This is a genomic window from Pseudomonas monteilii (assembly GCA_001534745.1).
GTDB classification, from domain to species: domain Bacteria; phylum Pseudomonadota; class Gammaproteobacteria; order Pseudomonadales; family Pseudomonadaceae; genus Aquipseudomonas; species Aquipseudomonas alabamensis.
The window spans coordinates 1,964,041-1,976,833 of the sequence record CP013997.1 but is presented as its reverse complement, the minus strand read 5'-3'; the positions used below and the strand labels follow the sequence as shown (position 1 = coordinate 1,976,833).

Here is a 12,793-nt window from a genome sequence, read left to right as displayed (position 1 = left end):
GGCGTCCATGCGAGAGCATCATATGATTCCTCAGGAAATGTTGAAAAATAATGCTTTTGAAAATCAAATGAAAGCCGCCGGCATCAATAATCCTAGACGCTATATTGACAAGCAGATCGCATATATACCTAATGTCACGCATGCTGACATCCATAAAGTAGACTGGAATCCAGCGTGAAAAAAATGGTTTAAAGCAAATCCTAAATTCACTCAACGAGACCTGCAGATTCAAATAAAAACAATGATGCATAAATACAACATACCTAGAGCAACGCGGAATCACGTGCGTCGCTACGGAAAAAACAGCAAAAGCTGCGGAGGTTAGTATGAATATTTTTTTGTTAGACAGCGTAAGAACCCTTTGGGGCGACTGGAGTGAAGCTCTTGAATATGGCCTTATTGGACGCAATGAAAAAACAGACGCCAAAAGCATTGAGCGGAGTGGCCCCTATACACCTCCCGCCTATCTATGCTGGGATTTTCTTATCTTTACCCAGCCGATCAAAGAAAAATTTGAGGTTAGCAATCTCAAAGGCATAGGCTCTTTTGATTATTTAGAAAAGACGCACATTGTCGAGCTTGATTGGAAGAAATGGGACTTGACCAAGGATATAGCTTATCACATTGAGTTAGATGGAGAACCTGAAGACCTTATCACTTCGCGACCGCATAATGAGTCCTTGGCCAACAGTATGCCTGAATACTGGTTGGCATCTATAGAGACCGCGCTTTCAGTCAGTGTCAGCCGAAACAATCTGGATAAAGAACCCTCTGAGTACTTACAGATTATAAAGGCTGACCCAGCTATCGATTTTTTCCAGGGTGACGAATACACGGGGTACTTCGTAAGCCAGCGCGCCAAAGATTGGCTTGAGCATCACTGCCCAGGCTGTTTTACATTCTCGCTAATTCCGTTTGCTAATTAAACAGAAAATCTGCTCGCAACGGTAGAGTGCAGCGATTAGTCAAATACTTGAAGCGCGGCCATCTTGGCCGCCTGACTGACAAATTCAGCACTAAGGACATCATGATCTATGGTTATGACGGGCTCGACAACCTGACCGATATCCAGTTCGAGGACGCCACCGGCAACCATGACACCTACTGATAAAACGCAGTTGCAGCACGTGCTGCATTTTCACAATGACTTGAGCGGGCTACCGGAGCTGCTGACCAACGAGCAAGGGTGTGTGGTGTGGCAGGCCCGTTACCTGGGATGGGGGTCGACGCTCGTGGAGGCGCGGGGGCCAGGGTGTCTACAGGAGCAGAATCTGCGGTTTCAGGGACAATACCTGGACCGTGAGACGGGGCTGCATTACAACACGTTCAGGTTTTATGATCCGGATGTGGGACGGTTCACGCAGCCGGATCCGATCGAGTTGTCGGGCGGGCATCAGCTGTATGGGTATGCGCCGAATCCGGAGAGTTGGATTGATCCGCTGGGGTGGATCGCTGGCCACAACAAGAGCGGTATCAAGCGAACCACTGGTGCGTGGCGTAAGCGGTATGGACCGGCTGCGATGCGGGATCACCATATGAATCCGCAGGAAATGCTTGATGAACCTGGCTTTTTTGATCGCATACAGGCTGCTGGCATTTCCAAGCCTAAGCGCTACATTGACAAGCAGATCGCTCGTATTCCTCATGCATTTCACGCTGATATACATAAGAAAGGCTGGAACGATGATTGGAAGACGTGGTTTCGTTACAATAAGAAATTTACAACTAAAGACCTGCAAAAACAGATTAAATTGATGATGCAAAAATACAATATACCTAAAGCAACCAGAAACCTTATACGCCGTTATGGTAAAAATGGAAAAAGATGCGGAGGATGACATGAAAATCTACTACTGTGACGACGCGCCTACCCCGTGGGGTGACTGGGGGGCAGCTCTTATTCGAGGCAGAGTTGCACGGGATGAAAACAGTGGCAAAAGAAGCATAAAACGTGTAGGTCCATTTACTCCACCAGCCTACATATGCTCTGGCGAACTCATACTGACCCATCCAATCAAGGAATTACTGGAAAGCAGCGGCTTGAAAGGCATCGCACGCTATGAGCGCCTAGAAAAAACGCACATTGTCCGTATCGACTGGCAAGGATGGGACCCAAATAGATGCATTACAGATTATATAGACTTAGCAGGCGGCCCATCGTCCATTATTAGCTCTCTAAAACATGATCTAGAATTAGCTCGACAGATGCCTGATTACTGGCGTAGCTTTATAGATAGCGAGCTCATACTCAGCACAGACGCTAGCAAAAATCCAAGGGACGTGACCGCTTACTTACGAGTTGTTAAAGCAGAGGAACACATAGACTTTTTCACAGGCGATCTCTATGGAGGTTATTTTGTAAGTGAGCGAGCCAAAGCTTGGCTAGAAAAACATTGTCCGGGATGCTTTAATTTTTTCCAAGTACCCATGTCCAAGGAATAAAACTTTCTTCAATATTTGATCATCATCAAGTGTACGTCGTTACGGGAAAAATGGAAAAGGATATGGAGGTTAACATGGCTATATACTACTGCGGAAATACACCCACCCCGTGGGGAGACTGGGGTGAATCTTTGATCCACGGAACACTCGCTCGAAATGAAAAGACGGGAGAAAGAAGCATTGAGCGCGTGGGCCCCTTTACACCAGCAGCCTATATTTCATACGGATCGTTAATATTTACCCATCCCGCCAAAGAAGCACTGAAAAGCAGTAACTTAAATGGCATTGATCGTTATGAATTCTTGAAAAAAACTCGGATTGTACGCCTCGAGTGGCAGCATTGGGACGCAAAAAAGCCAATCACTGACTATTTGGATTTAGCGGGTGGTCCTAGCACCATCATCGAAAACCATAAACATGATGCCGAACTCTCAAAACAAATGCCTGACTACTGGCAGGCTTTTGTGAGTAAAAAATTGTCGCTATCCATGCTTCCTGATAATGAATCACTGAGCATTGGTAACTACTTAAAAGTAATCAAGGCGGACAATGATATGGATTTTTTCAAAGGCGACATTCATGGAGGTTACTTTGTAAGCGAGAGAGCCAAGACCTGGTTGGAACGGCACTGCCCAGGGTGTTTTACATTCTCACTGATCCCGTTTGCTGATTAAGCGCCCCTCTACTGTCAATGACAGAGCTATACCGGCCAGCCAAGCGTGGCCTTCTCGGCCGCCTAATTGACAAAATCCGGCCTAACGACGTCACGATCTATGGTTACAACAGGCTTGACAACCTAACCAATCTCCAGTTCGAGGACACCACCGGCAACCATGACACCTACTGATAAAACATAGCGGGCAATTTGCTCGATGCAATGGCCACTGCGCCGGTCCTGCATGACCGAATGCGCACGTACCAGAACAAGCGCTACCGCTACGATGCATTCGGTCGCCTGGTGGAAAAATGCAGCAGCCGACGTGGAATGCAAGCGTTCAGTTACGATGCCAAGCACAGGCTGATCGAAGTACGCACACGTCAGGCCGGCCGGGAACGCCGCTTGCGCATGCGCTACGACCCTCTAGGTCGGCGTGTCGAAAAAAGCGAATACGACAATAACGGACACTTGCTGGGGCAGATCCGTTTTGCCAGGAACGGGCTACGCCTGTTGCAGGAGCAGCGTCATGGGCAGGTGAGCTTTTACGTGTACGAAGGTTAAGGCCATGAGCCCTTGGTCCGTGTCAACGGACATGGCGCAGCCCAGCACGTGCTGCACTTTCACAATGACTTGAGCGGGCCACCGGAGCTGCTGACCAACGAGCAAGGGCGTGTGGTGTGGCAGGCCCGTTACCTGGGATGGGGGTCGACGCTCGTGGAGGCGCGGGAGCCAGGGTGTCTACAGGAGCAGAATCTGCGGTTTCAGGGACAATACCTGGACCGTGAGACGGGGCTGCATTACAACACGTTCAGGTTTTATGATCCGGATGTGGGACGGTTCATGCAGCCGGATCCGATCGAGTTGTCGGGCGGGCATCAGCTGTATGGGTATGCGCCGAATCCGGAGAGTTGGATTGATCCGCTGGGGTGGCGAACCTTGACGGGCAAAACTAAAAACGGCATGAATCGAGTTTCCCTGAGTGGCACTCGCTCCATGGGCCGGCGTCCATGCGAGAGCATCAGATGAAGGCCGCTGGTATCGCTGATCCGAAGCGCTATATGGATAATCCAATTTCTTATATACCTAATGCTACACATGGCGACATCCATAAAGCCGGATGGAGTCCAGAATGGAAAGCATGGCGTGGCGAGAATCCAAAATTTACCCAACGAAATTGACAGAAACAATACGAGTGGTGATGCAAAAAATGTAATGCGTCTAAAGCAACGAGAAACCATATACGCCGTTACGGCAAAAATAGCAAGAACTGCGGAGGCTGACATGAGTATTTTTTTACTTGACTGCGCCAAAACGCCCTGGGGCGATTGGAGCGATGTTCTCGAGTATGGGCTTGTTGATTGGGATGAAGAAACCGACGCCAGAAGTATCGAGCGTAGCGGGCCGTATACGCCAGTTGCTTATTTATGCTGGGATGCTTTGATTCTTACTCAGCCCATCAAAGAGCTTTTTGAGAACAGTGGACTAAAGGGAACAGGCAGCCTTGTTCACTTGGAAAAAACCCACATCGTCGACATTGATTGGAAAACATGGGATACCACCAAGGACATCACCCACCATCTTGAACTCGATGGTGAACCCAGCGACATTATTACTTCATTGCCTCATGATGAATGGCTGGCAAAGCGCATGCCCGAATATTGGCTTGTTTCTGTCGACGCAACGCTATCCGTGCAGATAGACAGAACCGCACAAAGCAAAGACCCCTCTAACCGCCTACAGATAATACAAGCTGACCCGTCTATCGACTTCTTTCATGGTCATGAACACACAGGGTATTTCGTAAGCCAGCGCGCCAAGGATTGGCTAGAATATCATTGCCCAGGCTGTTTTACATTCTCATTGATCCCGTTTGTCACCGGAGCGGACACGTCTGCGCATTAAACCGAGATCTCCCGGCCAGTCGATACTCAAAGCGCGGCCTTCTAGGCCGCCTGATCAACATGTCCTTTGCTGTCGAAAAGCACTTTGCAGTTGAAATAGCCTGCCATCACCATAAGGGTATCGAGCCTAAACCTGACCATCGGAAGGCCTCTCACTCCTGCCCAGCCGGCCGCTCGCATTCGGCTATAGAATCGGCGGTCATCGCTAAAACACGTCATCCCAACGGGCCTTGTCCAACGGATCTTTTCTGCCCTTCGACTTACGCCAGGCATACAGCCCTAACCTTGCGTCTACCACGACAAAGCAGAACAGCAAGGTCAGATACCCGTCTTCTCCCAGTTTCAGGATAAGGGACGAGTACGGCGCCAAGAGGATCGCCAACGCCACGGCTGTCACCCCCATCCATTGTCTGAACATGTCACGTCTCCTTTGTCCTCGGTCGTTCAGCGCAGCCTGGCGCGTCAGGCTGATCCTTGCCAGGTATGCTTCAACGCCATACGCCCGCCCAGGCACCTCGTTCGTCCGCAAGCCCTAGTCTGGGGACCCAGCGGAACCGCACAGCCTTCCCTACGCTCTTAGTTTAACGGAGTGACAGGGCCGTCATACGTGACCCGCAGCAGCCGACCGCGTTATTCCATAAGCACCACACATAGAACCCCTTGGAATAACCCATAACCTTTGGTTATTGGTAAAAGTCTTTATAGAACCGGAAAATCTCACCTTCATCCATTTTTTTGATGCCTGTCAAAGCCTTGCATCCAGAGGTGTGCTTCGTGAGTATCTCCTTGAGCGGATCGTTGGCCGACGCGCTCCTCCAGACCCGACCCCGGGATGAACACCGCCAGCGGGCACGCGAGGGCGTCATCGACTACGTCGCCTGCCTGCTGCCGATCCAGCTCGGGTTGCTGCACGACAGCGGTCTGGCACCCGTGCGTCAGGCATTCCCTGCCGCCATCGGCGCGGACAACCAGGCCCTGCAGCTGGGCTACATGAGCCACGCGCTGGACTTCGATGACTACCACGCCACCTTCCGCGGCCACCCGAGCACGGTGGTGCTGTCGACCTTGCTGGCCTTGTCGCAGTCCCTGGACACCCTGAGCCATGAGGCGTTTCTGGATGCCTACGTCATCGGCGTGGAGCTGTCCGGACGCCTGGGCAAGGCCATCGGCACGCGGCATTACGCGGCAGGCCTGCACAGCACCGCGACCCTTGGGGTGATCGCCGCCACGGGCGCGGCCTGTCGCCTGTTACGACTGGACCGAAGCCAGACCCAGATCGCCCTCGGCCTGGCGGCGACGCAAGCCGCCGGCCTGCGCGCGCAGTTCGGCAGCGCGGGCAAGGCCCTGCACGCAGGCTTTGCGGCGCGGCAGGCGGTGAATGCCGTGCAGCTGGCGCAGGCCGGGTTCGCGGCGCAGGCCGATGGCGTGCTGGAAGCATTTCTGGACATCCTTGGCCTGGGCCAGGCCCGGCCTGACGACCTGCTGGCCGACTGGGGCGCGCCCTGGCGGATCAGCGCGCCGGGCCTGGAGTTCAAGCGCTACCCCACCTGCGGCGGTACCCACAGCGCTATCGAGGCGGCGTTCGCCCTGCGCGAGCGCGAGGGGTTCTCGCTGGCGCAGGTGCAGTCCATCGACGTCAGCTTCCCGCCTGGCGCCGACACCGCGCCGTCGATCCGCGCCCCGCAGACTGGCGTGCAAGGCCGGTTCAGCCTGGAATACGTGATCGCCGATGCGCTGCTCAACGGCGCCATCGCGCTGGAACGCTACGGCGAAGACCCGGTGCGCCCGGACATCGCCGCCTTGGCCGCCAAGGTGCAGCGAGTGCCCGACCTCACGGCACCGCCCGACGAGCTGGACCCGGACCTGCGCTTCCACCGGGTCACCCTGCACCTGGCGGACGGCCGTTCGTTGAGTCAGTGCGTGACCCGCCAGCAGACCGCCGCCGCGCCTACCGATGTGCTGGCCAAGCTGCGCGACAACCTGCAGGCCTGGCCTGTCGAGCGCCTCGACGCACTCTGCGCCTACCTTCATCTGACCGACGATGCCGCGTTGCACCGTCTGGTCGCCCTCGTTCGCTGTCATTAAGGATTCCCCCATGTCCCTGCAACAGACGCCTTCCCGTCAACTGCGCCTGGGCCTGTTCGTTCAAGCCCTGGGCCACCACGTCGGTGGCTGGCGCGCCGACGGTGCGCAAGGTTCGCCCACCGATATCGAGTGGTTCAGCTGGATCGCCAAGACTGCCGAACAGGGCAAGTTCGACATGTTCTTCGTCGGCGACGCGCTGGCCACCAGCGTGCACCGCCTGCCGTCGACCATGTCGCGCCTGGAGCCGCTGACCCTGCTTTCGGCCCTGGCCGTGCAGACCCGTCACATCGGCCTGGCGGCCACCGCCTCGACCACCTTCGATGAGCCCTTCCACTTGGCCCGTGCCCTGTGCTCGGTGGATCACATCAGCCACGGCCGTGCCGCCTGGAACGTGGTCACCTCGTTCTCGGCCGATGCTGCACGCAACTTCAGCCGCGAAGACCTGCCCTCCCACGCCGACCGCTACGAGGTGGCGCGCGAGTTCCTCGAGGTGGCGTTCAAGCTGTGGGACGGCTGGGAAGACGGCGCCCTCGTGCGCGACAAGGCGAGCGGTCGCTACAGCGACGAAAGCAAGATCCACCCGGCCAACCACAAGGGCAAGCACTTCCAGGTCCAGGGCCCGCTCAACATCGCCCGTTCGCCCCAGGGCCGCCCGGTGATCATCGAGGCCGGTTCGTCCCCGGCCGGCCAGCAGCTGGCCGCACAGACCGCCGAAGTGGTGTTCACCGCCGCCGCATCGCTGGAGGAAGGCCAGGCCTTCTACCGCAGCCAGAAGCAGTTCGTCCGCGACGCCGGGCGCAACCCCGACCACCTGCTGATCCTGCCGGGCGTGATGCCCATCGTCGGGCGCACCCGCGAGCAGGCCCAGGCTGTGTGGGACCAGCTCAACGAGCTGGTGGACATCGACAACGGCATCGAGCAGCTGTCGGCACGCTTCGGCACCGACATGAGCGTCTACCCGCTGGACGGTCCGGTGCCGCCGGTCGCCCCCACCGAAGGCAGCCAGAGCCGGGTCAAGCTGCTCACCGAACTGGCCGCGCGGGAAAACCTCACCCTGCGCCAGCTGGCTGCCGTGGCTGCCGGTTCCCGCGGTCACCGGGTGATCGTCGGCACCGCCGAAGACATCGCCGACGATTTCCAGACCTGGCTCGAACAGGGTGGCGCCGACGGCTTCAACATCATGCCGGCGGTGCTGCCCGAGCAGCTGCAACTGTTCGTCGAGCTGGTCATCCCGGAGCTGCAGCGCCGCGGCCTGTTCCGCACCGAATACGCGCACGCCACCCTGCGTGAAAACCTGGGCCTGCCCAGCGTCACCGACAACTTCGCCGCCGTCGCTCCGGCGGCCGCCCACGAGGAATGAGCCATGACTAAACCTGCACTGATCAGCGCCATCGCCGCGCTGCTGGCCGTTCCCGGCGCCTTCGCCGCGCCTGCCCCAGGCAGCGTGCCGTTCGACGCCACCGCCACGCCGGCCGCGGACGCCGCCCTGCACGCGACCCTGCCCGAGGCCATCCAGAAGCGTGGCTACATCATCGCCGGGACCAACCCCAACACCCCACCGACGACCTTCTACAAGGCCGACAACAAGACCCTGGCCGGGCGCGAGATCGACATCATCAGCGCCGTGGCCGACCGCCTGGGCGTGCAGTTGCAGCTCAAGGACACCGGTGGGTTCGACAACATCATCCCGGGGCTCAAGTCAGGCCGCTACGACGCCGCCCTGGCGAATATCGATGCCAACGCCAAGCGTCTGGAACAGGTCGACTTCGTCGGTTACTACAACGCTTCCAAGCTGGCGCTGGTCGCGCGCTCCGATGCCAAGCTCGGCACCTTCGACAGCCTCGACGCCTTGTGCGGCCAGACCGTCGGCGCCGGTGCCGGCACCTCCCAGGTGACCCGTCTGCAACAGGCCAGCGAGGCCTGCGTGGCCGCTGGCAAAAAGCCGATCACCGTGCCGATCTTCCCAGACCGCCCTGCCGGCGTGCAGGCGGTGATGAGCAGCCGTGTGCCGATGTTCTTCGGTCCTTACGAGGGTCTGCGCTACCAGGCCAACCGTCTCAAGGGGATGACCCTGGCCGGTGAGATCACCATCGAGGACACCATCGTCTCCATCGCATTGCCCAAGCAGTCACCGTTGGGCAAACCGATCCAGGCCGCGCTCAATTCGCTGATCGCCGACGGCACCTACCAGCAGATCCTCGACAAGTGGGAGATCGGCTTCGGTGCGGTCAAGTCGGCCGGCCTCAACGAAGACAACCTGCGATGAAGCCAGCGTTCGACGCCGAGAGCGCCAACTTGCGCATCGTCGCCAACCGTCACTGGGGGCGCTGGGCCAGCGCCGCCGTGGTGATTGCGGTGCTGGGCCTGGTGCTGCACTCGATGCTCGACAACCCGCGCTTCGAGTGGGACGTGGTGGCCGCCAACCTCACCGAGGCCTCGATCCTCGACGGTGTGCTGATGACCATCAAGCTCACCCTGATCTCGGTGGTGTTCGGCTTTGCCGGCGGCACGCTGCTGGCCCTGATGCGGCTGTCGTCGAACCCGGTGCTGGTCAGCGTCAGCTGGGCCTACACCTGGTTCTTCCGCGCCGTGCCGATGCTGGTGCAGCTGTTCCTCTGGTACAACATCGCCGCGCTGTACCCGCGCCTGGCCCTGAGCCTGCCCTGGGTCGGCGAACTCTGGAGCGCCCCCACCAACGACGTCATCAGCCCGTTCAGCGCGGCGGTGCTGGCGCTGGTGATCCACCAGTCCGCCTATGCCGCCGAGATCATCCGCGCCGGCATCCAGAGCGTCGGCGCCGGGCAGCTGGAAGCGGCCAAGGCGCTGGGCTACCGGCCTGGGCAGATCTTCCGCCAGACCGTGCTGCCTCAGGCCATGCGCACCATCCTGCCGCCAGCCGGCAACGAGGTGATCGGCCAGCTCAAGACCACGGCAGTGGTGTCGGTGATCGCCCTGCAGGACGTGCTGTATTCAGCGCAGATCATCTACCAGCGCACCTACGAGGTGATCCCGCTACTGCTGGTGGCCACCGCCTGGTACCTAGTGATGACCTCGGTGCTGTCGGTGCTGCAGCACCTGGTCGAAGTGCGCTTCAGCCGCGGCAACACCCCAGGGCGGCGCAACTGGCTGGGCCGTCCGGTGGCCCGGCAGGAGTCCGAAGCATGAGTGAATCCATCCGCCTGCGCGGTGTGCGCAAGCAGTTCTCCGGCAACACCGTGCTCAAGGGCATCGACCTGGACATCGCGGCCGGCTCGGTGACGGTGATTCTCGGGCCCTCGGGTTCGGGCAAGTCGACCTTGCTGCGCTGCATCAACCACCTGGAAAAGCTCGATGGCGGCACCGTTCACGTCGGCGACACGCTGATCGGCTACCAGCGCAAGGGCCAGACCTTGCACGAGTTGCCGGAAACGCGCGTGGCCGAGCAACGGCAGCGCATCGGCATGGTGTTCCAGCAGTTCAACCTGTTCCCGCACCGCACCGTGCTGCAGAACATCGTCGATGCGCCCCTGCGCATCCTCGGGCACACACGCCGTGACGTGCAGGCACGGGCCATGGGTCTGCTCGAACAAGTGGGCCTGGCCCACCGCGCCGACGCCTGGCCGCGCGAGCTGTCCGGTGGGCAGCAGCAACGCGTGGCCATCGCCCGGGCCCTGGCGATGCAACCGGACGTGATGCTGTTCGACGAGCCGACCTCGGCCCTGGACCCGGAGCTGGTGGGCGAAGTGCTGCAGGTGATGAAGCAGTTGGCGCACTCGGGCATCACCATGGTGGTGGTCACCCACGAGATCGGCTTCGCCCGTGAAGTGGCGGACCATATCGTATTCATGGACCAAGGCCAGGTGGTCGAGAGCGGCGATGCACGCGCCTTGCTCGACAACCCGCAACATCCCCGCCTGCGCGAGTTCCTCGCCAGCGTGCTGTAAGCCAGCCACGGCCTGCGCGGCGCTTGCCGTGCAGGTTGGCCTGGTTGCAGGCTCGTCTTTTGTGTACTCCGTCTGTCAGGCTCGATTCGAGTCCAATGCCCCGGCAAGGGCTTTTCACTCATTGTCATACCGCAGTGAAACCGATTGTCGCAGCCCGCGACAGCCTCCCCTCCTTCACCGCCTGCATCGCTGGCAAGCCCGCTCCCACAGGCGGCGTCGCCATCGTGCCGACGCCTGCTTGGAGTGAGTACCGGTGGGAGTCCACCCGCCGCCTTGGCGCCGCGCTGTCGCGCAGAGAACACGGCGGTAGTTAGCAGGGTCCGCGGCTTTACTGCTCATCGATTTTAGGGCCGCTTTGCGGCCCATCGCGGCACAGGGGCCGCTCCTACACCCGTAGCCCCACCGCCCGGGATTCATCTCAAGGCTGGCAGGCCAGCATTCACCTTGTTGGCCATGTGTCGAATCTACTACCGCTATCGCGGGCAAGCCCGCTCCCACAAAGGCCCCCTATCGCCTTTGCTTCCCGCCTGAGCTATTAGGCTGCTATACAGTGAGCTGGTCTAATGGCCCCGGACACCTCAATAGGTGAAAATACCCCTACTGAGGAGTTTTCATGACCAAGAAATACAGACAATTCGATGCTGCGTTCAAGCTGGAGGTTTGCCGGCTGATCGTCGACCAGGGCCAGAGTGTGAACTCGGTGTGCATGGATCTGAGCCTGAGCGACACGGCCGTGCGCCGCTGGGTTCAGCAGTACAAGGCCGAGCAGCTGGGTGGTCCGGGCATCGGCAAGCCGCTTACCAGTGAGCAGCAGCGGATTCGCCAGCTGGAGCAGCAGGTTCGCGAGTTGAAGATGGACAACGACATCTTAAAAAAAGCTACGGCCTTCTTTGCCCGCGAATTGAAGTGATCCACCAGCTGGTTCACCAATTGCAACGCAAGGCCTACCCGGTGGCACGTGTCTGCCGGGTACTGCGGATCAGTCGCTCGAGGTTCTACGAAGCCCGTCAGCAACAAGCCAGACCGCGTCCGGCCTGTCCGATCACTGCCCGGCTCAAGGCCACCTTCGAATCCACGGAGCGCTGCTACGGAAGCCGCCGCCTGCTCGGCGCACTGCGCAATGAGGGCATGGTCATCGGTCGCTTCAAGGTCCGCAGCCTCATGAAACAACAGGGCTTACGCCCAGTCTGGAAACGCAAGTTTGTTCATACTACCAACAGCAAGCACAGTTACCCGGTCGCCCCAAACCTGCTCAACCGCCAGTTCACGCCAGCAGGGGTCAATCAGTCTTGGGTAGCTGACATCACGTACATCCGTACCCGCAGCGGCTGGCTGTACCTGGCCGTGGTCATGGACTTGTTCTCGCGCAAGATCGTGGGTTGGGCGATGGCGCCGCACATGCGTGCCGACCTGGTATGCAATGCCCTGCAACTGGCGATTGCGCAACGGCAGCCGCCACCGGGCCTGATTGCCCACTCTGACCGCGGCAGCCAGTACGCCGGCGTTGCCTATCAGAGTCTGCTGGCGCGGCACGGCATGCACTGCAGCATGAGTCGCAAGGGGAACTGTTGGGACAACGCCGTGATGGAGCGCTTCTTCCTGAACCTGAAGATGGAGCGCGTCTGGCGCAAGGATTACGCCAATCATGGCGAGGCGATCAAGGACATCACGGACTACATCATGCGCTTCTACAACAGGACACGGTTGCACTCGACACTAGGCTACCTGGCTCCGAATCAATACGAGCTGAAGGCCGCCTGAAAATCACCGATCAAGGTGTCCGG

Annotated in this window: 13 protein-coding genes; 12 read left to right on the top strand and 1 reads right to left on the bottom strand. The window is 58.6% G+C overall.

All coding sequences use genetic code 11. From position 1 onward, the window contains the following. The first annotated feature begins 326 nt into the window (after positions 1 to 326). The 5 genes from APT63_08685 to APT63_08665 all read left to right on the top strand — a co-directional run bounded on the left by APT63_08685 (position 327) and on the right by APT63_08665 (position 5,002). On the top strand, positions 327 to 926 hold the full coding sequence (locus tag APT63_08685) for a hypothetical protein (GenBank protein AMA45701.1): 600 nt from the start codon (positions 327 to 329) through the stop codon (positions 924 to 926). A 168-nt stretch (positions 927 to 1,094) separates the two neighbouring features. Continuing rightward, on the top strand, positions 1,095 to 1,838 hold the full coding sequence (locus APT63_08680) for a hypothetical protein (protein ID AMA45700.1): 744 nt from the start codon (positions 1,095 to 1,097) through the stop codon (positions 1,836 to 1,838). A 1,511-nt stretch (positions 1,839 to 3,349) separates the two neighbouring features. Beyond that, complete coding sequence (locus APT63_08675; protein ID AMA45699.1) at positions 3,350 to 3,661, top strand: hypothetical protein; 312 nt, start codon at positions 3,350 to 3,352, stop codon at positions 3,659 to 3,661. A gap of 12 nt (positions 3,662 to 3,673) precedes the next feature. Next, on the top strand, positions 3,674 to 4,126 hold the full coding sequence (locus APT63_08670; protein ID AMA45698.1) for a hypothetical protein: 453 nt from the start codon (positions 3,674 to 3,676) through the stop codon (positions 4,124 to 4,126). Positions 4,127 to 4,486: 360 nt separating this feature from the next. Continuing rightward, the gene (locus APT63_08665; GenBank protein AMA47829.1) at positions 4,487 to 5,002 is read left to right on the top strand and encodes a hypothetical protein; all 516 of its coding nucleotides are present in this window, start codon (positions 4,487 to 4,489) and stop codon (positions 5,000 to 5,002) included. A 204-nt stretch (positions 5,003 to 5,206) separates the two neighbouring features. On the opposite strand, the gene APT63_08660 is transcribed toward APT63_08665, so the two are convergent. Further along, complete coding sequence (locus APT63_08660; GenBank protein AMA45697.1) at positions 5,207 to 5,419, bottom strand: hypothetical protein; 213 nt, start codon at positions 5,417 to 5,419, stop codon at positions 5,207 to 5,209. Positions 5,420 to 5,775: 356 nt separating this feature from the next. Here APT63_08660 and APT63_08655 point away from each other — a divergent pair, with 356 nt between their 5' ends. The 7 genes from APT63_08655 to APT63_08625 all read left to right on the top strand — a co-directional run bounded on the left by APT63_08655 (position 5,776) and on the right by APT63_08625 (position 12,770). Further along, positions 5,776 to 7,086: an immunity protein gene (locus APT63_08655; GenBank protein ID AMA47828.1), complete on the top strand. Its 1,311-nt coding sequence runs from the start codon at positions 5,776 to 5,778 to the stop codon at positions 7,084 to 7,086. A 10-nt stretch (positions 7,087 to 7,096) separates the two neighbouring features. Then, positions 7,097 to 8,446 (top strand): nitrilotriacetate monooxygenase, encoded by a 1,350-nt coding sequence (locus APT63_08650; GenBank protein AMA45696.1) that lies wholly within the window; start codon positions 7,097 to 7,099, stop codon positions 8,444 to 8,446. 3 nt (positions 8,447 to 8,449) lie between these two features. Beyond that, positions 8,450 to 9,352, top strand: a complete 903-nt coding sequence (locus tag APT63_08645; protein ID AMA45695.1) for an ABC transporter substrate-binding protein — start codon at positions 8,450 to 8,452, stop codon at positions 9,350 to 9,352. After that, positions 9,349 to 10,251 (top strand): amino acid ABC transporter permease, encoded by a 903-nt coding sequence (locus APT63_08640; protein ID AMA45694.1) that lies wholly within the window; start codon positions 9,349 to 9,351, stop codon positions 10,249 to 10,251. The genes APT63_08645 and APT63_08640 overlap by 4 nt, the downstream gene beginning before the upstream one ends. Beyond that, on the top strand, positions 10,248 to 11,009 hold the full coding sequence (locus APT63_08635) for an ectoine/hydroxyectoine ABC transporter ATP-binding protein EhuA (protein AMA45693.1): 762 nt from the start codon (positions 10,248 to 10,250) through the stop codon (positions 11,007 to 11,009). The genes APT63_08640 and APT63_08635 overlap by 4 nt, the downstream gene beginning before the upstream one ends. A gap of 613 nt (positions 11,010 to 11,622) precedes the next feature. Further along, positions 11,623 to 11,919, top strand: a complete 297-nt coding sequence (locus tag APT63_08630) for a transposase (protein AMA45692.1) — start codon at positions 11,623 to 11,625, stop codon at positions 11,917 to 11,919. Then, entirely contained in the window at positions 11,916 to 12,770 is an 855-nt protein-coding gene (locus APT63_08625) for an integrase (GenBank protein ID AMA45691.1), read from the top strand. Before APT63_08630 ends, APT63_08625 begins: the two co-directional genes overlap by 4 nt. Positions 12,771 to 12,793: the final 23 nt, after the last annotated feature.